A 20,452-nucleotide genomic window follows, 5' to 3' on the forward strand; every position below is an offset into this window, starting at 1 on the left:
ATGCCGATGGTCCTTACTCCCCGGCGCCGGCCTTGCCGGTCTTATAGCCCACGCCGCGCACGGTCAGCACGATCTGCGGGTCTTCCGGATCGTGCTCGATCTTGGCGCGCAGGCGCTGGACGTGAACGTTAACCAGGCGGGTATCAGAAGCATTGCGATATCCCCACACGGAGTCCAGCAGCGATTCACGCGTATGCACCTGGCCGGGGCGGCGCGCCATTTCCAGCAGCAGGTCGAACTCCAGCGGGGTCAGGTTCAGCTCGGTGCCATCGGTGCGGCGCACGGTATGCTCCGGCACATCAATGACAAGGTCCGCAACCTCCAGGATTTCAGATTCCGCAGAATCGGTGCGGCGCAGGCGCGCACGGATGCGGGCGATGAGCTCCTTGGGTTTGAATGGCTTAGTGATGTAATCATCCGCGCCGGATTCAAGGCCGAGCACCACATCAACCGTATCGGTCTTGGCGGTCAGCATAACGATGGGCACGGAGGATTCACGGCGGATGGCACGGCAAATATCTACGCCATTCATGCCCGGGAGCATGAGGTCCAGCAGGATGAGGTCCGGCTCGTGCTGCTCAAAGGCAGGCACGGCGTCATTGCCGTCCATGACCGGAATGGGCTTGAGCCCCTCGGACTCGAGCACAATGGTCAGCATCTCTGAGATAGCCGGATCGTCATCGACAACCAAAATCTTGGGCGCCACGTTTTATTCTCCTACAAGGTCTTTTATCGCTGAAATAATAGTATCCGCATCGGCGGTAGCGATCCAGCGTCCACCCCAGCCCGCATCTGCTAGGCGCCGGTAGGCTGCGGCGGTGCGTTCTTGCAACCCGCCATCGCGTTCGTAGCGGTCGCGTTCCCGGCTGGCGTCTGCCTGGGCTCGTGCCTGCGCTCTTTCCGACGCCACCTCTACCGCAGTATCCAAATACACCTGCAGGTCTGCCTGCGGCAGGCAGAGGGTGCCAAATTCCAGATCGTGCACCCACTCCATCACCGCATCGTCTTCGAGCCGCGCCGCCGAATACGCCGCATTGGAGGCCACGTAACGATCCAGTAGCACCACGGTGTCGGATTCCTTGGCGCGCTGCAGCTGATCCTTTACGCCATAGCGATCCAACGCGAATAGCGTCGCCATGGCATAAGCCGAATCCGTGAGGTCGCCCATCTTTCCGTAGAGCGCCTTTTGCGCTAGTTGCGCGTGAATCGAATCTGCATAGCGCGGAAAGGCAATAACCTCCACGGGCCGGTCAAACGACTCCTTGAGTGCGGAGACCAACGTATTTTTACCGGCACCGTCGATGCCTTCAATGCTGATCAGCATAGGTGTGGGCTATCTTCCCTTCTGTTATTTCACCCGCGGGGCCGCTCTCGCGCGGCCGCTGCCGCGGGCAGCAGGTTCGGCTTAGGACAGGGCCTCAATGAATGGTTCGAGGTCATATTCTTCCTCGACGTTTTCGAGCACCTCGAGCGCATTTTCCGTCAAGGTCTCGCTGCCAGAGCCCACCAGTTCCCTAATATAGGGGTAGTCTTCGACAACTTCGCCCGCGCTAAACGGCGCACCAGCCCAAATGGCAGCAATGGTGGCCGCCGCTTGAGCATTCTGCTCTTCTTCTTCGCTGAGTTTTGGCTTGCTGTGTGCGACCTCGCAGGCATCCTCGACGGCGCGAATTACCCCTTCTTCATCGAGGTTTGCCATCTCATCCAAGAAATCGATGTTGAGGTCCGTGCTGAAAATATTTTCGTCCCAAGTACTCACTTTTGACTCCTTCGGTGCTTTCAGCGCCATTTATACACGCTTTCTTGATGAAAGAAAGCAGACGATGAAAAGGTTTGCATGGCCTTCTACGCCCGTGAACTGCCTTTTTGTTTACTTATCACAGAAACGCGACGCCGTCGCAATGTTTCCTAAACATGATAGCCTCGTTACCAACTTGTTACCGGGGCACTGTATCGCCCTCCCCCTTGGGCTGAAACCGCCCGCCTCATAGAAAGGACAGCCACGATGAAGCCAGATTCGCGCCGCGTCTACGTGTTCATTGTGGCCGGACTGATCGCCGCGGTCGTCGTCGGAGTCGCCGTCTGGCGCATGAGCTCGCCGAGCGCCAACTATTCCAATGCCGCGGATCAGTCCGCGACCACCTCCGTCTCCCCGACCCACACCGCAGCCGAGGAGACCACCACTTCTTCCACGGACCATTCCCCCTCGAAGAAGCACTCCTCGCGCACCACGAGTTCTACCGCCTCGTCCGGCGATGCCAAGCACCAGCAGCCGCACAACAACGATCCGTTTCTCGCCCCTAATGCGGTAGTGCGCCCACAGGCAGCAACCCAGCCCACCAAGGTCTACCGTCCAGAAAACATCTCCCCGCAGGGCACCGCCTCGCAGGGCAATACCACCACCCAAGGTGGTCAAGGTACCGGCCAGGGCAATCAGCGTCTGACACCCGATTACCCGAGCAACCAGAACGGCTCGCAGTCTACTGGCGCTCCACAGAACAACCAGGGCGGCACCACCCCGCCGGCCACCTCTGGTCCGTCCACTCCACAGCCCTCACCTGAGGCACCTGCCGCGCAAGATAACTCGGGCAAGGCTTCCGACGCACCGGCCCAGGAACCAGCTGGTACGGAGCGACCCGAGGCCGAGAAGGCGGAGCAGGAACAGCTCACCGGCCATGCCGCTGCAGAGCGACCCTCCGCCGATCAGAACCAGGAGCCTACCGACCTGGTACCAACCAAGCAGGCACCGGTCACGGCCCAGCAGGCTCCGAGCGAAGCGGCGCCTACGCGCTAATTCGGAGCCGGTTCTCGGCGTAGACGAACAAAACAAGCACGTTTCCTCGATTTTAAAGGCAGAAATCGGGGAAACGTGCTTGTTTTGCATGTGCTGGCACGCGGAAGCTACGAAGCAGCCACAATGTGCGCCAAGAATTGAGCGGAGCAAGCCACAACGCGGCCGCAATAGAAACTGAAAAGCACGCTTCGCTTGAAACCGGAGGGTGGCAGCGAAGCGTGCTTGTGTGGGCTAATCGCGGACTAGGCGCGGGCGACGAAGAGGTCGGCGGCGTCGGATTCCGCGGTAGCGGTAACGAGGCCCTCGGAGGCTGGCAGCCAGACGGCCTGGCCTGGGGTCGCGGTGAGGGTCTTGCCTGCAGCATCGGTGAAGGTTATGGAACCTGCGGTGCACAGGGCGATGGTCGGGCCATCGTAATCAAGATCCACCGAAGACGAACCGGTAAGCTCCACGCGGTCAAGCAGGAATTCCTCGATGGGTACCGGGTAGGACCATGCTGCGGCATCGTGCACATTGTCTTGGGCGGACTTATCTTGTTGTTGCACACGCGGCTCGTCGGCAGCGCCATAAGTCAATACCTTGACCAGCTCTGGAACGTCCACGAACTTAGGCGTCAGACCACCGCGCAACACGTTATCGGAGTTCGCCATGATCTCCACGCCGAGGCCAGAGACATAGGCGTGAAGCTGACCGGCATCCAAGTAGACGGCCTCACCGGGCGAGAGCTCGATGTGGTTGAGTAGCAATGCGCCCAGCACACCAATATCGCCTGGGTAGCGCTGGTTAAGATCCAGCACCGTGGACATGACGCGGGACTTCCAATCGGCCGGGTCGGCGGCGATCAGGCGCTCGCCGGCGGCCACAATGGCGGAAATGAGCTCCTTGCGCTTGGCAGACGGAATGGTAATCCACGTGGTGAAAAGGACGCGCAGGTTGGCGGACTCGGTGGTTGCCGAGGGGTCGTCGTCAAGCATGGCAACGTAGTGATCCAGCTCAGGGCACTCGAGGGCGGCAAAAAGCTCGCGGGTGCGCGCCAAGGGGCGGAAGCCGGCCATGGCATAGAAATCCGTGAGCGCGACGATGAGCTCGGGCTTGTGGTTATCGTCCTTGTAATTGCGATTGGACGCGGTGAGCTCGATACCGGCGGCGTTTTCGCGGGCAAAGCCCTCTTCCGCCTGCGTCTTTGACGGGTGAGCCTGCAAGGACAGCGGCTCCTCGGCCGCAAGCACCTTGAGCAGGAAGGGCAGGCGCTCACCGTACTCGGCAGATACGCGGCTGCCTAGCTGCCCTGCCGGATCCTCTGCAATGACCTCATTGAGCAGGCGGCCATCCACCGTGGAAGGGTCGCCGGGGTGGGCGCCGAACCACAGCTCTGCGACGGGCTTGTCGGAATCGGGCTGGCCCTGCAGGTGCGGGATAAGGGTACGCGAGCCCCAGGAATAATTGCGAGTGGCGCTGTGCAACAGCTGCATGTGTTTCTATCCTTTAGAAATCTCGTAGGCGGTCGCGGCAAAACTCCGCGTAATAAGCTGCAGTGAGCGGGCAAGATGCCCCAGGCCCGGTTCCGGGTCGATGCTGCGGACTGCAAGCGAGTTGGGCAGGTTCGCCTCTTCCTGCCCCCAGAAAATCACCTTCAAGGGTACCAAAGCGCCCCCGGCACCATCGCCATCAATGAACGGGTCAAAGAAGAGATCAGTGGCCGGGGAACTATCAGAATCCCGGTCGAGCGCGCGGCGCAATTCGGCTGGGTCCACATAAGCGCTCGGCAGGCCGTGTACAGCCCAGATGGTCGCGGCCATGCGGGCCACGAGGGCGTCGAGCTGCACGTGTTCGCGACGCTCGGAATAGGAATACGGGTCGAGCACGCAGGAATGGATGACGCGGGCGCCGTCAATAAACTCGCGCAATTGGCGGCCCGGATTGGTAGTGGCATCGCGCTCGGGCGACAGCTGTGCAAGCTCGCGGTCCACGGCCGCAGCGAGGTCCTCGAGGGTCTCCTTCACCGCGGTCGGTCCCTGATAGAGCAGGCGGCACAGCGCATGCAGGGCGGCAATGCTGCGCGCGGGCGAGCTGCCCTCGGCCGTCGGCAAGCAAGAGGCGACGAGCGTGTCTTCCGGGCAGTCCTCCACCAGCGATCCCTTGGCCGGCCCGATGAGCACGGTGGTGGCACCGCGCTGGCTGGCGGTAACGAGGGCGCGCGACGCCCAGTCGCACTCGCCGGGTTCGCCGACGACCACGACCACGTCCAGCGCCCCCACGTAACGCGGGAGCGATTCGGTCACCACAATCGGGATTCGCAGCGGTTCGGCTAGGCCAACGCCCAGGTGGGCGGCCTGGCGGGCAATCGCGTCGGTGGGAATAATGACAAGCGAGCGGGGATTGAGCCCGCTGAGCGCCTCGCCCCAGCGCTCCACTTCTCCGGCCACTAGGCGGATTTGGGCGCCTTCGTGCGCCACATCGAAAAAGCGCACGGTTTCGGCATCGTAATTACCGGTATCCATGTGGCCCAAGCATAGTCGGGCGCCCACTAAGATGAAGTCCTATGACTTCCGCACAGATTCATCCCGTAACCCTGATTGGCGGCGGCCCCGGCGCATGGGACCTCATTACCGTGCGCGGCATGCGCGCCCTGCAGGATGCAGAGGTTATTCTTGCCGATCACCTGGGACCTACGGCGCAGCTCGATAAGCTGTGTGATATTTCTTCCAAAGAGCTTATTGACGTCTCTAAGCTCCCCTATAAGAAGTCAATCTCGCAGGAAAAGATCAACGAGCTGCTCATCGAGCACGCCCGTGCCGGCCGCAAGGTGGCCCGCCTTAAGGGGGGCGATCCCTTCGTCTTTGGGCGCGGCTTTGAAGAGGTGCAAGCGCTGGCGGAAGCGTCTATTCCCACCGCGGTCATTCCGGGCGTGACCTCAGCCATTTCCGTTCCTGCGGTCGTCGGCATCCCGGTAACCCAGCGCGGCATTGTCCACGGATTCACGGTGGTCTCCGGCCACCTGCCGCCCGGCCATGAAAAGTCCTTGGTGGACTGGGCAGCGCTCGCCCGCTCTGGCGCTACGCTCGCGGTCATCATGGGTGTGAAGAATGCCCCGGCGATTGCCAATGCTCTTATCGACGCCTCCCTCTCCCCCTCCACTCCTTGCGCCATCATCCAAGAGGGCACGCTTTCTACCGAGCGCGCCTATCGCTGCACCTTGGGTACCTTGGCGCAGACGATGGCCGAGCATGAGATCTCCGCGCCGGCGGTCTACGTCATCGGCGAGGTGGCCGGGCTATAGCACCCCTCGAGGCCCTCAGGGTCCGCGAGGCCAACTTGTGGCCGCGCTCTACCCCACCGCAGTTGGGATTTGGCCCGTATCGTGGCCACAAGTCGCGGCGGAAGGGCTACGCGCGGTCAGCGGCGGGGCTTTCGGGCGCCTTATCCTGCACGATGGTTACGCCAGACTTGCGCGAACCGTGGACGCGGTAGGCGGCCGCGACGCGCTCCGGATAATCCGGGGCATGGAAATCCGCATGGGCGGCTTCCTCGGCGTTTTCGGCTTCCAATTCCGCCGCACGCGCACGCCTGGTGCGCAACGCGCCACGGATGGTGGCGGCTACGCCGGCCGCGACCACGACCGCGATGACAACCGGGGTAACTGCTGCAGGCACTGCCCAGCCAAAGTACGTCTCGGCACCGCCGATCACCTTGCTGATGTTCAGGCCAACGATGGCGGTGCCCACCAGTCCGCCGAGTAGGATCGGGTTGATGCGGGAGATGAGCCACGCGGCGATGGGCGCGGTGATGGCACCGCCGATGAGCAGGGCAATGACTGCGGCCAAGTTGGCGACGATATCGTGCCAGAGACCGACGATAAAGCCTGCGGTGGCGCCGAAGGTCACCAGGAACTCGGCGGCGTTGACCGTACCCACGATGCGGCGCGGCTGCTCGCGGCCGATGGCCATGAGCGTGGAAGTCGACACCGGGCCCCAACCGCCGCCACCGGTGGAATCGACGAATCCGCCCACAAGGCCCAGTCCGGCCAGAAACGGCGTGGAGTGAGTGCGCTTATAGGCGGAGCCACGGCGGCGTGGTTGGGAGAAACGCCAAATGAGGTTGGCGCCGATGCCCACCAGGATGAGTGCGGTCACCGGCGCGGCCGCCGCGGTGGAGATATTCGACAACAACGTAGCGCCCAAAAAGGCGGCGATCCCGCCCGGCACGCCGAGACGGACCACGGTTTTCCAATCCACGTTGCCAAAGCGCGCGTGGCTCAATCCAGAAATGGCCGTGGTACCAAGCTCGGCGGTATGAACGACGGCCGAGGCCTGCGCGGGACCGAGGCCCGCCAGCAACAACATCGTGGTGGAGGTGACGCCAAAGCCCATGCCGATGCCACCGTCCACGAGGTTGGCGGCCGCACCGGCGAGCGCGATGAGGATGAGGGTTAGCATGGCGCGAACACCTCCTGTGTGGTGCGGCGGGCGTGGTGAAAGCGATCTGCGACGAGGCCCGCGAGGTCGGTTCCTAGCGGGCGGTCGACGGTTGCGGGAACGCCCGCCAGCCGGTCTAAGAGCAGGCCCTCGGTCACGAAGAGCGGAATAACGCGTACGCGAGCGGGGTCTTGATGCTCGCGGCACAGGGACACGATCCCTTCGCGACCACCGCGGGTGGCAAATTCCACCGTCGTAGGCACGCCGGTGAGCGCGAAGGTGCGGTGGGCGAGCTCACGGATGGCATCGTTAGCCGCGGTATCGGAGGAACCGACGGAGTAGATGACCACATGGGTATCGCCAGGCCGAGTACGGGAGGCGAGCACGCGGGCGAGGTCCTCGCCGGTGCCGAGCCCAGGGGCAAGGTGGAGGGAAAGGTGGGAGGTTTGGGCGGCGTCGGCAAGCGCGCGCGGGACGTCCACGCGCTGGTGGTAGCCCTGGGTAAAAAGCAGCGGAACTACAACGGCCTCGGTCTCCCCTAGCTGGACGAGCTCGAGCGCGGCCGTGGTGAGGTCGGGCTCGTTGAATTCCAGGTGCGCCGCGCGGGCTGGGCGCAGACCCGTGGCCTGGGTCAGGCGCTCAATGCCGGCCGCGGCACCCGGATGCCGCGAACCGTGGGACAGGGTAATAAGTGCGGGCATGGGGCGAATCCTTAAGCCTGCGGTGCCGTGGAGTGTCCGCGGCGGGCAAGCGAGCGCTTAAGGGCCTCGTTGGAAGACACGGCCGGTGCGGGGGCTACCGGGGCATCGTCTTGGCCGTGAAAGCGCACGGAGAAAATCCGCAGGCATTCCTGGCACTTCCAGGCAAAGTCATCTTCCTCATCCGGGAAGAGATCGGTGCCGGCGCAATACGGGCAGAAGCTGGGATGATTGCGGTTGGGATTGGGCTGGCGGCGAAAATTCACTGCAAGTCCTCCTCCTTGGCACGCAAGACCCAGTGGCGGAATTGCTCGCCGTCCTCGCGCTGCTCTTTGTACTTATTGACCAAGCGAATGACATATTCGGGCACCTCATCGGCGACGACCTTGTGGCCGCGCAGTTTGCGGCCCCAGTCCGGGGACAGGCCAAGGGCGCCACCCAGGTGGACCTGGAAACCCTCGACGCGGTTGCCCTCGGAATCGGTAACAATCTGGCCCTTCAGGCCGATGTCCGATACCTGCGAACGCGCACAGGCGTTGGGGCAGCCGTTGAGCGCGATGGAGATCGGCACGTCCAGATCGCCCAAGGTGTCTTCCAGGATGTCCACCAACTCGATGGCGCGGGCCTTCGTGGTCACGTGCGCGAGCTTGCAGAACTCCAGGCCGGTGCAGGAAATGACGCCGCGGCGGAATTCGGACGGCTGGGAGTATAGACCGGTCTCATCGAGCGCGCGGGAGAGCGCCGGAATGTCTTCTTCCTCCACATCGAGGAAGAGCAATTCCTTCATCGGGGTGGTGCGGATGCGGCTGATACCGAACTTCTCGGCCACGTCCGCGATGGCGATGAGCTGCTCGCCGGTGGCGTGGCCCACGGTGGGTTTTACGCCGACGTAGAACTTGCCATCCTTCTGGCGGTGCACGCCAAGATGATCGCGGGAGCCAGGCTCGACCTCCAGAGGGATACCATCCAACAGCGGCTTGTCCAGGTATTCCTCCTCCAGCACTTGGCGGAACTTTTCGATGCCCCACTTGGCTACCAAGAACTTCAGGCGGGCACGGTTGCGATTGCGGCGGAAGCCGTAGTCTCGGAAGATGCCGACCACACCGGCCCAGACCTCCGGCACGCGCTCGAGGGGAACCCAGGCGCCGAGGGACTGCGAGAGCATCGGGTTGGTGGACAGGCCGCCGCCAACGAAGCAATCGAATCCCGGGCCGTATTCGGGGTGGTTCACACCCACGAAGGCAACGTCTTGAATCTCGTGCGTGACGTCCTGGCGGGAGTTGCCGGAGATAGCGGTCTTGAATTTGCGCGGCAGGTTATGGAATTCCTCGCGCGGCAGGTAGTTATTCTTGATTTCTTCGATGGCTGGGGTGGCATCGATAATCTCGTCCTCGGCCACGCCGGCAACTGGAGAGCCCAAAATGACGCGCGGCACATCGCCGCAGCCCATGAGCGTGCTCAGCCCCACTGACTCGAGCTTGTCCCAGATGGTGGGCACATCCTCGATTTGAATCCAGTGCAGCTGGATATTCTGGCGGTCCGTAAAGTCCGCCGTGGAGCGGGCATAATCGCGCGAAATCTCACCCACGGCGCGCAGCTTGGCAGGATCGGCACGGCCGCCGTCGAAGCGCACGCGCATCATAAAGTACTCGTCCTGCAGCTCGGCGTTGGACAGCTTGGAGGTCATCTCGCCGCCCAAGTTCTGGTTGCGCTGAGTATAAAGGCCCAGCCACTTGAAGCGAGGGGCTAGGTCATCGGCCGGAATGGAGGAAAATCCCTGCTTGGAATAGATATCGATGACGCGCTGCTTGGCAGAAAGCCCGCCGTCTTCCTGCTTAATTACCTCATCGTTATTGAGGGGATCGGTGCCGTCAATCTTCCATTGGCCTTCGGGCTTTTTGGCGCGGGGTGTGCGCTTGGTATTAGTCGCGGTGGTCATGGTGTAGATCTCAACCTGCCTTTCCTAAGTATTGGAAGACAACCTACCCGTCTAAAATGAGCAGACAAAGCGGTCTTTTTTATTTTCAAGTCAAAAATCGCCCTGAACTGGCCAGAAGGGAGAATATTTTTAGAATCTAATTCAACTCCTTGCCGCAAACTAGACTAAACGGTTCAATTGCCAGAAAGATAAGCCACAAAAAATGAACCTAACGGTCTAGACCCCCGCGATTAAGAGAAAGGCATTCACGCAGTATGAATCAGTCCTTGAAGGTAGCCGTCATCGGCGCAGGTCCGGCCGGCATCTATGCCTCCGATATCTTGGTAAAAAAGACCGGCGGCGAGGTACAGATTGACCTCATCGAACAGATGCCCGCGCCCTTCGGCCTCATCCGCTACGGCGTAGCGCCGGACCACCCGCGCATTAAGGGCATTATCAAGTCCCTGCACCGCGTGCTCGATACCGAGCAGATTCGCCTGTTGACCAGCGTGCACATCGGGCGTGACATCACCGTCGACGAACTGCAGCAGCACTACGATGCCGTGGTCTTTGCCACCGGCGCCGTGGGCGACCGCCACCGCGATATCCCTGGCGCGGACTTGGACGGCGTGCATGGCGCCGGCGAGTTCGTCGGCTTCTACGATGGCAACCCGCACTTTGAGCGCGACTGGGATCTCTCCGCCAAGGAGGTGGCAGTCATTGGCGTAGGCAATGTGGGCCTTGACGTCTCCCGCATCTTGGCCAAGACCGGCGATGAGCTCAAGGTCACCGAGATCCCCGATAATGTCTACGAGTCCCTAGCCAAGAACCAGGCTGAGACCGTGCGCGTCTTCGGCCGCCGCGGCCCGGCGCAGGCCAAGTTCACCCCGCAGGAGCTCAAGGAACTGGACCATTCCGAGTCCATTAATGTTGTGGTCTCCCCCGAGGACATCGACTATGACGAGGCCTCGCTGGCCGCGCGCCAGGAGAGCAAGTCCACCGACTTGGTGTGCCAGGTGCTAGAGCAGTACGCGATTCGCGATCCAAAAGAAGCGCCACACACGCTGCAGATCCACCTCTTTGAGCAGCCGGTAGAGATCTTGGGCGAGGACGGCAAGGTCAGCGGCATCAAGACCGAGCGCACCGCGCTCAACGGCGATGGCAGCGTGCACGGCACCGGAAAGTTCACGGAATGGCCGGTGCAGGCGGTTTACTTCGCCACCGGCTACCGCTCCGATGCGGTCGATGGCGTGCCCTTTAATCAGGACAAGAACGTCATCAATAACGATGGCGGCCATGTTATCGATGCGGCCGGCGCAGTGGTACCGGGCCTCTACACCACCGGGTGGATTAAGCGCGGCCCGGTGGGCCTGATTGGCAATACCAAGTCCGATGCCACGGAGACGATTGGCATGCTGCTTGCCGACGCCGCTTCTGGCACCCTCCCCTCCCCCTCCAGCGCCGCGGATATCACCGAAGTCTTTGCCGAGCGCGGTATCGATTATCTGACGTGGCAGGATTGGCAGCGCTTGGACGCGGCCGAGCGCGCCCTAGGCGAGCGCGAGGGCCGCGAGCGTAAGAAGTTTGTGGAGTGGGAGGACATGGTCTCCCACTCGCGCGCCGAAAATTAGCGGCGAATGATGGCAAGGACCTCGTCGACGATGGACTGCACCTCGTCGGTGGTCTTTGCCTCTACGTTAAGGCGCAGCAGCGGCTCCGTATTGGACGCGCGCACGTTGAACCATGCCTCGGTTCCCTTGAGCTCGACGGTCACGCCATCGAGTTCATCGACGGACTCAATCTTATCCGCCAGCTCATCCAGTACTGCCTGGGTAGCGGCCTTCTGGTCCTCCACGGTGGAGTTAATCTCGCCGGAGGCCTCGTAGCGGGAGTATTCCGCCATGAGCTCGCTCAGCGGCTTGTCGGACTGGCCCAGTGCGGCCAGCACGTGCATCGCAGCAAGCATGCCGGAATCAGCGTTCCAGAATTCCTGGAAGTAGTAGTGCGCGGAGTGCTCGCCACCGAAGGCAGCCTTGTGCTCGGCCATCTGCGCCTTGATGAAGGAGTGGCCCACACGGGTGCGCACCGGGGTACCGCCCTTTTCCTTAATGAGCTCCGGCACGGTCTTGGAGGTAATCAGGTTGTGGATGATGGTAGCGCCGGGGAACTTCTCCAGGTAACGCTCAGCCACCAGCGCACAGATGGCAGAAGGAGAAACCGGCTGGCCCTTTTCATCCACCACGAAGCAGCGGTCCGCATCGCCGTCGAAGGCCAAGCCAATATCGGCCTTCTGATCCACGGTGAACTTCTGCAGGTCTACGAGGTTCTTCGGGTCCAAGGGGTTAGCCTCGTGGTTCGGGAAAGTGCCATCGAGCTCGAAGTACAAATCGCGGACGTCGAAAGGCAAGCCATTGAAGACGGCCGGCACGGTGTGGCCACCCATGCCATTGGCGGCATCGACAGCTACGACGAGCGGCTTGGAATCCTCTAGCGGTACCAGCTTGCGCAGGAAGTCGGCGTAGCCGGCCAGAATCTCCTGTTCGGCAATTGCACCCTCGGTGCCAGTGAACTCCGGGGTGCCGTCGATAAGCATCTGCTTAATCTGCTCCAAGCCGGTCTCCTGGCCCACCGGTACCGCGCCGGCGCGGCAGAGCTTAATGCCGTTGTACTTGGCTGGGTTATGGGAGGCGGTAAACATAGCGCCCGCACACTCCAGGGAACCGGCGGCGTAATAAAGCTCGTCGGTAGAGGTTAGCCCCAGCAGGGTCACGTTGAGGCCCTGCGAGGTGACACCCTCAGCAAAAGCGCGCGCCAGAGACGGCGAGGACGGGCGCATATCGTGGCCGACTGCCACGGTATTTTCGCCTTCTTCCCGCAGGATGGCGGCAAACGCGGCGCCCGTATCGCGCACGAAGTTCTCATCGATATCTTCGCCCACCACGCCACGGACGTCATAGGCCTTAATTACTGCATCAAGATGCTCACGAGTTCGCATAACCTGCAATAGTACTCCCGCCCGCTGGGAAACTACCGCACCACTGGGTTCGTGTCAGTCCTGTTCCGGTTCCACTGGCGCCGATTCATCGGGCACGACGGAAAGGTGCGCGCGGCGCGCCTTTTTGGCATAGGCCACGCGACGGGTGCGAAAGACCGGGTGATTCGAATTGGCAGGGTCTGCCCCATCAAAGGTGGCGGAGTAGTCGATAGGGTCTGCACCGGAGCCGGCGCTGCGGTCATCGACCAAGCCGGTAGTCACGCGACCGTCTTCCTTGACCGCCTCCGCCAAGGCCATCAGGTCATCTTCTTCGTCCAGCTCGATGCGATCCACGCGCACCAGCTCCCAGCCCACCGGGGCGGAAATGCGGTCGCGGTGGGTGGCGCACAGATCCCAGCTGTGTGGGTTCTCCTCTTCCGCCAGCGGTCCGACGACGGCCGTCTGGTCCGCGTAAGCGTAGGTCAATGTCGCCACGGCGGGGCGGCCGCAGCCTGGGCGGGAGCAATGGCGAGAAATAGTCACAGCGCATAAGTCTAAACCCTTGGTTGAGATTTAGATAGTCTTCGCCCCGGCGTGGCTCCGCTAAATCCGGCCTGCCAGCACCTTAGAATCAGGGTCATGACCGCCGCTCGCCCGCATATCCGCCCTGCCCGCGACCGCCACGGCCACGGCATGCGCGGACCACTCCTCCCCCAGCAGACCCCGCGCTACCGCAGCGCGCGCGAGCACTTCGACATGGCCGTATTGGAGGCCTATGCCCCCATCCAAAACGCCTTCGCGCCACAATTGCGGGGCCTCGACTTGGCCGTAGACACCATCCCGCGCATGCGGCTTTCGCCCGATATGACCGTGCTACCGGATGAGATTATCGCCGATGGCCCAGTCCCCCTCGGCCGCGTGGTTCCTGCCGGCGTAGATTCCGAGGGCCAGCCCACCCGCGCACGCTTGGTCATCTTCCGCATGCCCATTGAGCAACGTGCTTCTACCCCGTCCGAGCGCTCCGAGCTCCTAGGCACCGTTATTACCGCGCTGGTGGCCAACTACCTCAACTTGGATCCAGAAGAAGTGGACCCGCGCTATAGCTGGTAGCCCCGGTAAATTTCGCGGCGCAGCAGAAAAGCCCCTGGCCGCACATTGCGTGTTAGCCAGGGGCCTTACTGGACACCTTAATTATCCAATCTCGCGCTTGAGGCGGCGGCGCTCACGGTCAGATAGCCCGCCCCAAATACCGAAGCGCTCATCGTGCTCCAGCGCGTACTCCAAGCATTCATCGCGCACCGCGCAGGCCTGGCAAATGCGCTTGGCCTCACGGGTAGAGCCTCCCTTTTCAGGGAAGAATGCTTCAGGGTCGGTCTGCGCACACAGCGCCTGGTCCTGCCACTCCTGCTCGACGGCACCGAAGAGTTCATCGAGCGACATCTCTGCAGCAGCACCGCCACGGAGAATGGCGTTGTTATTAGCCATTTTGTCCACGCCTTTTCCTTTCTCCGAGGTTGGGTAATTCTCATCAGTGCGACCGACTGTACACCACATTCCCCTTGGGTAACCCCGCCGGGATGGTGTGGAAGTAACGGCGCCGGCCGCTGTTTCTTTCACTGATGTAATTTCACACCGGATCACTAAATATCGTCAACCCGAATTGGCGGCTTCTTCGCGCTTTCCGGCAAAAACGCAGCACACGATCCCCATCCGTCACATCCGTAACAACTGATCCCCTGTGGGGGTATAGGTAGGGGGTACTACATGTAGTGGTACCCCGTTTTTCTGTCAACAATTTTCAGGAAATCCCGGCGTGTCGCGCGCACAACCCCGCAAAGAAGGGATCCATGCGCTTCACATCTATGAAGATTCCGCACCATGTCGGCCGGTTCGCCTAGGCGCAGCGACTGGCCCCATAAAAGAAAGGCCGAACCGAGGCTCTATTTTCCTCAGTTCGGCCTATCCCATCTGGGCCTAGTGCAGTGCCCAGACCACGGCGGAAGCGTTAAGCATCGGAGCTAAAACGCACGCCGGCATCGGGGATGGAAACGCCAGGGAAGACACGCATGCCGTCGAGAAGCTCGCAGCGTGCACCGATGTGGGCGCCTTCACCAATGACGCAGTTCTCAATGACCGCGTTGGCGCCAATGTGGGCACCGGAGGCAATGATCGAGTTGTGGATGATGGCGCCTGGCTCAATGCGCACGCCGTCGAAGACAACGGTGCCCTCCAGGCGGGAGCCCGCGCCCACCTCGGAGCCACGGCCCACGGCAGTACCGGACAGCAGCAGCACGCCCCCGGCGATGCCGGCGGAGGGATCCACCAAGGATTCACCGGTCTTGCCCTCAATCAGCGGGGACGGCGCGATGCCGCGTACCAAGTCGGAGGAACCGCGGGTGAAGTCATCCGGGCGGCCCATATCGCGCCAGTAGGAATTGTCTACGTGGCCGACAACCAGGCGGCCTTCCTCCAGGAGCCCTGGAAAGGTTTCGCGTTCCACGGAAACAACGCGGTTGGCCGGAATGGACTCGATGACGGAACGCTTGAATACATAGCAACCGGCGTTGATCTGGTTGGTTGGCGGATCCTCGGTCTTTTCTAGGAACGCGGTTACTCGGCCGTTGGAGTCGGTCGGCACGCAACCAAACGCACGCGGGTCGGCCACGTTGAGCAGGTGCATCGTGACATCGGCATCCTTGTCATGGTGCGTGGTGAGGATGCCTTCCAGATCCATGCCGGAGAGCACATCGCCATTGAAGACCATGACCGTGTCATTGCGCAGTTTGTCGTAGACGTTGCGGATGCCGCCGCCGGTGCCCAGCGCAGTCTCTTCCACTACGTACTCGATCTCCAGGCCCAGCTCGGAGCCATCACCGAAGTACTCCTCAAAGACCTCGGCCTTATAGGAGGTAGACATGACGACGTGCTCAATGCCGGCGGCCTTGATGCGGGCGAGCAGGTGCTGCAGGAACGGGTAATTTGCCGTCGGCAGCATCGGCTTCGGCGTACCGATGGTTAGAGGGCGCAGGCGGGTGCCGCGGCCGCCGACGAGAATCACTGCATCCGTGCTGGCACCGTGGGTGGTGGCTGCTTCAGTCATAGTCTTCCTTATGTATGCGGACAGTTTTATTCTGTGATTTTCTGAGGGACAGTGTAGAGCGTAGGGAGCGCAATCCAGGTCAACGGCACGCGCACTGGACGTTAAGAACGTGCCGAGGCTGAGGCAATCAGCCCGCGGACTCGCAGTCCCAGCCACAACGCGCCACGCAGCGGGGCCTGCCACCATGCGGGGTGGCGGTCTGCTTGGAAGCGATAGGCGGAGTTGTGGTGGGCGCGCAGCATCGCTCCGGCGTGCGCTTGGGTGGAATGCCCCTTAGCGTGGCTGATGACGGCCTCTGGGCAAAAGATGTTCTGGTAGCCGGCGCGCGTGAAGCGATCTCCTAGATCCACATCTTCGAGGTACATGAAATAGCGCTCATCAAACCCGCCAATGGCCTCGAAGGCCTCCCATCGCACAAGAAGGCAGGAGCCGGATAACCATCCGGCTGGGCGCTGGGCGGTCATATCGGATTCATCGCGGTAGGCGCGCGACCATGGATTGGACGGCCAGATCGAAGAAAAGAGTGCGTGCCCAATGCCGGTAGCCACGGTGGGCACGGCGCGGGCCGAGGGATAATTGCTACCATCCGGTTCCACGATGCGCGGGCCCACGGCCGCAGCATCCGGCCACTGGCGGGCGCACTCGATGAGCTGGTCAATAGATCCCGGGGTAAAGGTGACATCGGGATTAGAGATAAGGAAAAATTCCTCATCCACGCCACCGTGCTCGCGGGCGAAGCGGGCACCCGCGTTCATGCCAGCGCCGTAGCCGATATTTCCGCCGGTATCGAGAAAGTCCACCCCGGCGCATTCGCGGGCGGCGGCCTCGGGCACGCCGTCGGTGGAGCCATTATCCGCAAGCACGACCTTGGTGCCGCGAGCGCAGGCGCCCGGCAGGGAGTCCAAAAAACTACCGAGGTATTCACCGGGACTATAGGTCACGGTGATCACGGCCAGCGGGGATTGATTTGGTGTAGTCACAATGGCCCCGAGCTTAGTCACAGGCGCTCCTCGCACTGGGCAGGAACACTGCCCGAACACGCGAAATCGGACGCGGATCACTAATTTTTGGCTTTTCTGCCCTAAACTGTCTCCAGATCCCCACCAATCTAGAAAGCCTCCACTTGTGACTTCTGAGAACACTCGCCGGGCACGCACCATCCAACCGGCCCCCTCTGCCGCTAGTGCCCTAAAGCAAAAAGGTTCCACGGCCATCAAGGCGATCGTGGCACTCGTGTCTGCCTTGATCCTGGTGGTATCTGGCGTGGGTTATGCCACCGTAGGTCGGCTGGATAATGGCATGTCTTCGGCCACGGACTTGTCCCTGGACGGCCAAGGCTTGTCCGGTGACTCGCTCGATGGCGCGGTGGATATCTTGCTGGTGGGCAAGGATTCGCGTACCGATGCCAAGGGCGATCCCCTCTCTGAGAAGGAATTGGCGGACCTGCACGCCGGCGTGGCCGATGGTGAGGAAAATACCGACACCATGATGCTCATCCGCGTCCCGGAGGACGGTTCCCGCGCTACCGCCGTATCCATTCCGCGCGATACCTATGTCAAGGATCCGGACTACGGCAATATGAAGATGAATGCCGTCTTCGCCTCCCATAAGAACGCCAAGGTGGAAGAGCTCGAGCAAGAAAATGCCGAGGCGGAGGCTAAGGGTAAAAAGAAGCCGCACTCGGATAAGGACATCGAAAAGCAGGGCGTCGAAGCCGGGCGCGAAGGATTGCTGGCGATGGTGCGCACCCTGACCGGTGTGTCTATTGATCACTACGCCGAGGTGGGCCTACTGGGCTTTACCCTGCTCACCGACGCCGTCGATGGCGTAGATGTCTGCCTCAACGATGATGTTGATGATGACATGTCTGGCGCTAAGTTCAGCAAGGGCAAGCAGACCCTCGACGGCGCCAAGGCCCTAGCTTTCGTGCGCCAGCGCTATAACCTCCCGCGCGGCGACCTCGACCGCATCGTGCGCCAGCAGGCCTTCATGGCGTCCCTGGTCAATAAGATCCTGGACAATGACACCCTGGCTAATCCTTCCAAGCTGTCCAAGATTGCCAAGGCGGTAGAGCGCTCCGTGGTCATCGATGACGGCTGGGACATCATGGGCTTTGTCACCCAGCTGGCCGGCCTTGCCGGCGGCAATGTCACCTTCACCACCATCCCGGTAACCTCCATCGACGGCCAGGGCGATTATGGCGAATCCATCGTCACGATCGATGCCGCCGAAGTCCACCGCTTCATGGATGACCTGGCCAAGACCCACGATGAAGCCACCGATGAGTCCAAGGCCGAGGATAAGGACAAGCAGGACAAGGCGGACAAGGACGTCGATCCGAATATCAATATTCACGTCCTCAACGCCGGCAATATTGATGGCTTGGCATCAGGCATCGGCTCTTGGCTGGAAGGCAAGGGCTACACGGTGGAGCGCTCCGCGAACGCACAGCCGGGCATCTACAGCGAGTCGCAGGTCGTCGCCGCCGATCCGACGAGCGAGGATGCTAAGGCCCTGGCCAAGAAGCTGGGCGGGTTGCCGGTGGCAGAGAATCCGCAGCTCGACGATGACACCCTCATCGTGGTTGCTACCGATGATTACCAGGGACCTTCCGATAAGGAAGCCAGCGACGAGCAGCCGGAAGAAGACACCTCCAGCCAGCCGGTTGGCACCCCGGGCAATGATTTCGGTACCGCCAAGGTTTCCCCGGAGATTGACGCTGGTGGCGACGGCCCGCGCTGCGTGAACTAGCACTTCTCCCCTACGATGGGCGGGTATGGAACTACTCGCCCATCTTTTGCGTGCCGACGCCGCCTCCCCGCGGCTAACCGTATATAACGAGTCCACCGGTGCGCGCATGGATTTTTCCGCGCAAACGCTCGACAATTGGGTAGCCAAGATCGCCAATATGCTGGAAGAAGAACTCGACTTAGAGGAAGATTCCACCATCGCTATCGATCTTCCTTCCTCGTGGCAGGCGGCCGTTGTAGCCTTAGGTGCCCTTGCTGCTGGCCCTTCCTATAGCTTTGGCGAGTCTGCCGCGCTTGCCGACGTCGTCTTTACCTCCCCCTCCCGCTACGCGGCCGCCCATGAGCGCCAGCCCCAGGCCGACATCGTGCTCATTAGCGAGGACCCCTTTGGCCGCGGCGTCGTCGAGTCCGGCGGGGAGCTGCCCACCGGCGCCATCGATTTTGGACCCACCGTGCGCTTCTACGGTGATCAGTACTTCGGCGAAACCCAACCACTGCCCCAGCTTGTCGATGCCCCCGCTACCGCCGAGCGCCTGCTTTCTACCGGCTGGTCCGATAATGAGTCTTTCTCCCGCGCCGTGCTCGAACCCCTAGCCGCTGGCGGTTCCGCGGTTATCGTTGCCGGCATGTGCCCGGCCGAACGCTTGGAGGAAATCGCCGCCAATGAAAAGGCCACCGCCCGCCTCTAATAGTTTCAGAATGCAGACTGGGCCCAGATACACTTAGCCCTCGTTATGTTTCTGGGAATCTCTGTAGACACATGGTCTTCTATCTTCATCGGCGTCCTCATCCTCGCTGGCACCATTACTCAGGGCACCATCGGTTTTGGCTTAGGCACCATTGCCACGCCCATCATCGCGCTCATTCGACCTGAGCTCGTGCCCACGCTCATTCTGCTGCTCGCGCTGTGCATTTCCAGCTATACGCTCGCGCGCACCTACCGCGAGACGTCCTGGCGCGTTGTGGGCATTTCCTCCCTAGCCCGCATTCCCGGTTCCCTGGTGGGCGCTTGGGCAATTGCCAGCCTCTCCCCCGATGGGCTGTCCATCTTTATCGGTTGTGCTGTACTCCTTGCTATGACGCTATCCAGCTTGGGATGGCGCCCTCGCCCCACCACCGCCAATACGCTCATCGCTGGCGTAGCCTCCGGCATCCTGGGCACCTCGACCTCCATCGGCGGCCCGCCCATGGCGCTGATCATGAAGCGTTTTGATCCCAACCGCACACGCGGCACCTTAGCGGGCACCTTTGTCCTCGGAACCTTAATTTCTCTTATAATTCTGACGTTCAATGGGCAGATCAGCGGCACCCAGGTGACCGCAGCGGCGGCCTATTTCCCCCTTGTTGTCGTGGGTCTCATTGCCGCCAACTACCTCAACCGATTTATAGATAGGCACCTCCTCAACCGCATCGTCATCATCGTGGCCATCTGCGCGGCGCTCATGCTTATTGCCGAAGCCGCCCTTTTCTAGCCCTACTCGCCACCCCTCAGCGGAAGGCCCCGGCAGGTTCCTGTTGCAAAATACACCAACCTCTGCCATGTAAACGCCCATAACTTACGACACGTAACATTCACTAGCGGGCATTTTATAACCCTTCCCTACCCCGCTTAAATGCAGCGTACGACGCATATTGTGACGTGTCCACAACCTTTTAACGGGACCCCAAACGCCTTCCAGAGGCCGCCAAAACACCCCCATATAGGGGCCCACTCCCTTCGTGCCGATTCTCGATTGTATAGACAATCATCCATCAATATTTTTGCACGTACTATCAGCCGCTTAGCGGGAACAAACACCAATA

At 61.5% G+C, this 20,452-nt stretch carries 21 protein-coding genes; 7 read left to right on the forward strand and 14 right to left on the reverse strand.

The window, feature by feature from the left end:
- Positions 1-13: 13 nt before the first annotated feature.
- The 3 genes from mtrA to CORTU0001_RS00685 all read right to left on the reverse strand — a co-directional run bounded on the left by mtrA (position 14) and on the right by CORTU0001_RS00685 (position 1,789).
- Positions 14-706, reverse strand: a complete 693-nt coding sequence (gene mtrA, locus CORTU0001_RS00675; protein WP_005326582.1) for an MtrAB system response regulator MtrA — start codon at positions 704-706, stop codon at positions 14-16.
- Positions 707-709: 3 nt separating this feature from the next.
- Positions 710-1,324, reverse strand: coding sequence for a dTMP kinase (locus CORTU0001_RS00680; RefSeq protein ID WP_005326584.1), 615 nt, complete (start codon positions 1,322-1,324; stop codon positions 710-712).
- 81 nt (positions 1,325-1,405) lie between these two features.
- Positions 1,406-1,789 carry a DUF4259 domain-containing protein gene (locus CORTU0001_RS00685; RefSeq protein ID WP_005326586.1) on the reverse strand — a complete coding sequence of 128 codons (384 nt, stop codon included), beginning with the start codon at positions 1,787-1,789 and terminating at the stop codon, positions 1,406-1,408.
- Between the two features lie 216 nt (positions 1,790-2,005).
- On the opposite strand from CORTU0001_RS00685, the gene CORTU0001_RS00690 reads away from it, so the two are divergent.
- Positions 2,006-2,794: a hypothetical protein gene (locus CORTU0001_RS00690; protein WP_005326588.1), complete on the forward strand. Its 789-nt coding sequence runs from the start codon at positions 2,006-2,008 to the stop codon at positions 2,792-2,794.
- 242 nt (positions 2,795-3,036) lie between these two features.
- On the opposite strand, the gene manA is transcribed toward CORTU0001_RS00690, so the two are convergent.
- Positions 3,037-4,266 carry a mannose-6-phosphate isomerase, class I gene (manA, locus tag CORTU0001_RS00695; RefSeq protein ID WP_005326591.1) on the reverse strand — a complete coding sequence of 410 codons (1,230 nt, stop codon included), beginning with the start codon at positions 4,264-4,266 and terminating at the stop codon, positions 3,037-3,039.
- A 6-nt stretch (positions 4,267-4,272) separates the two neighbouring features.
- Positions 4,273-5,295 (reverse strand): exopolyphosphatase, encoded by a 1,023-nt coding sequence (locus tag CORTU0001_RS00700; protein WP_244262068.1) that lies wholly within the window; start codon positions 5,293-5,295, stop codon positions 4,273-4,275.
- Between the two features lie 41 nt (positions 5,296-5,336).
- Between CORTU0001_RS00700 and cobA the strand changes: the two genes are divergently transcribed.
- Positions 5,337-6,074 (forward strand): uroporphyrinogen-III C-methyltransferase, encoded by a 738-nt coding sequence (cobA, locus tag CORTU0001_RS00705; RefSeq protein ID WP_005326595.1) that lies wholly within the window; start codon positions 5,337-5,339, stop codon positions 6,072-6,074.
- 106 nt (positions 6,075-6,180) lie between these two features.
- Here the strand turns inward: cobA and CORTU0001_RS00710 are convergent, their stop codons facing one another.
- Genes CORTU0001_RS00710 through CORTU0001_RS00725 form a run of 4 tightly spaced genes read right to left on the reverse strand, consistent with a single transcriptional unit; the run spans position 6,181 to position 9,846 of the window.
- Positions 6,181-7,230, reverse strand: a complete 1,050-nt coding sequence (locus CORTU0001_RS00710; protein WP_005326597.1) for a sulfite exporter TauE/SafE family protein — start codon at positions 7,228-7,230, stop codon at positions 6,181-6,183.
- The gene (locus CORTU0001_RS00715; RefSeq protein WP_005326598.1) at positions 7,224-7,910 is read right to left on the reverse strand and encodes a sirohydrochlorin chelatase; all 687 of its coding nucleotides are present in this window, start codon (positions 7,908-7,910) and stop codon (positions 7,224-7,226) included. The genes CORTU0001_RS00710 and CORTU0001_RS00715 overlap by 7 nt, the downstream gene beginning before the upstream one ends.
- A gap of 11 nt (positions 7,911-7,921) precedes the next feature.
- Positions 7,922-8,173: a hypothetical protein gene (locus tag CORTU0001_RS00720; protein ID WP_005322420.1), complete on the reverse strand. Its 252-nt coding sequence runs from the start codon at positions 8,171-8,173 to the stop codon at positions 7,922-7,924.
- Positions 8,170-9,846: a nitrite/sulfite reductase gene (locus CORTU0001_RS00725; RefSeq protein ID WP_005326600.1), complete on the reverse strand. Its 1,677-nt coding sequence runs from the start codon at positions 9,844-9,846 to the stop codon at positions 8,170-8,172. The genes CORTU0001_RS00720 and CORTU0001_RS00725 overlap by 4 nt, the downstream gene beginning before the upstream one ends.
- Positions 9,847-10,100: 254 nt before the next feature.
- Between CORTU0001_RS00725 and CORTU0001_RS00730 the strand changes: the two genes are divergently transcribed.
- Positions 10,101-11,456 (forward strand): FAD-dependent oxidoreductase, encoded by a 1,356-nt coding sequence (locus tag CORTU0001_RS00730; RefSeq protein ID WP_005326602.1) that lies wholly within the window; start codon positions 10,101-10,103, stop codon positions 11,454-11,456.
- Here CORTU0001_RS00730 and CORTU0001_RS00735 read toward each other — a convergent pair.
- Complete coding sequence (locus tag CORTU0001_RS00735; protein ID WP_005326604.1) at positions 11,453-12,820, reverse strand: phosphomannomutase/phosphoglucomutase; 1,368 nt, start codon at positions 12,818-12,820, stop codon at positions 11,453-11,455. The genes CORTU0001_RS00730 and CORTU0001_RS00735 overlap by 4 nt on opposite strands.
- Positions 12,821-12,874: 54 nt before the next feature.
- Entirely contained in the window at positions 12,875-13,342 is a 468-nt protein-coding gene (locus CORTU0001_RS00740) for a DUF3499 domain-containing protein (protein ID WP_005326605.1), read from the reverse strand.
- A 96-nt stretch (positions 13,343-13,438) separates the two neighbouring features.
- On the opposite strand from CORTU0001_RS00740, the gene CORTU0001_RS00745 reads away from it, so the two are divergent.
- The gene (locus CORTU0001_RS00745; protein WP_005322429.1) at positions 13,439-13,909 is read left to right on the forward strand and encodes a metallopeptidase family protein; all 471 of its coding nucleotides are present in this window, start codon (positions 13,439-13,441) and stop codon (positions 13,907-13,909) included.
- 81 nt (positions 13,910-13,990) lie between these two features.
- Here CORTU0001_RS00745 and CORTU0001_RS00750 read toward each other — a convergent pair whose 3' ends face one another.
- The 3 genes from CORTU0001_RS00750 to CORTU0001_RS00760 form a co-directional block, all read right to left on the reverse strand.
- Positions 13,991-14,239 (reverse strand): WhiB family transcriptional regulator, encoded by a 249-nt coding sequence (locus CORTU0001_RS00750; protein WP_005528147.1) that lies wholly within the window; start codon positions 14,237-14,239, stop codon positions 13,991-13,993.
- 565 nt (positions 14,240-14,804) lie between these two features.
- Positions 14,805-15,899: a mannose-1-phosphate guanylyltransferase gene (manB, locus tag CORTU0001_RS00755; protein WP_005326610.1), complete on the reverse strand. Its 1,095-nt coding sequence runs from the start codon at positions 15,897-15,899 to the stop codon at positions 14,805-14,807.
- Positions 15,900-16,000: 101 nt separating this feature from the next.
- Positions 16,001-16,900, reverse strand: a complete 900-nt coding sequence (locus tag CORTU0001_RS00760) for a glycosyltransferase family 2 protein (protein WP_005326616.1) — start codon at positions 16,898-16,900, stop codon at positions 16,001-16,003.
- A 124-nt stretch (positions 16,901-17,024) separates the two neighbouring features.
- On the opposite strand from CORTU0001_RS00760, the gene CORTU0001_RS00765 reads away from it, so the two are divergent.
- Genes CORTU0001_RS00765 through CORTU0001_RS00775 form a run of 3 tightly spaced genes read left to right on the forward strand, consistent with a single transcriptional unit; the run spans position 17,025 to position 20,121 of the window.
- Positions 17,025-18,650, forward strand: coding sequence for an LCP family protein (locus CORTU0001_RS00765; protein WP_208853844.1), 1,626 nt, complete (start codon positions 17,025-17,027; stop codon positions 18,648-18,650).
- A 25-nt stretch (positions 18,651-18,675) separates the two neighbouring features.
- Complete coding sequence (locus CORTU0001_RS00770; RefSeq protein ID WP_005322438.1) at positions 18,676-19,338, forward strand: TIGR03089 family protein; 663 nt, start codon at positions 18,676-18,678, stop codon at positions 19,336-19,338.
- Between the two features lie 45 nt (positions 19,339-19,383).
- Positions 19,384-20,121, forward strand: a complete 738-nt coding sequence (locus CORTU0001_RS00775) for a sulfite exporter TauE/SafE family protein (protein WP_005326623.1) — start codon at positions 19,384-19,386, stop codon at positions 20,119-20,121.
- Positions 20,122-20,452 lie beyond the last annotated feature (331 nt).

This window comes from Corynebacterium tuberculostearicum SK141 (genome assembly GCF_000175635.1).
In the GTDB taxonomy this organism is placed as follows: domain Bacteria; phylum Actinomycetota; class Actinomycetes; order Mycobacteriales; family Mycobacteriaceae; genus Corynebacterium; species Corynebacterium tuberculostearicum_C.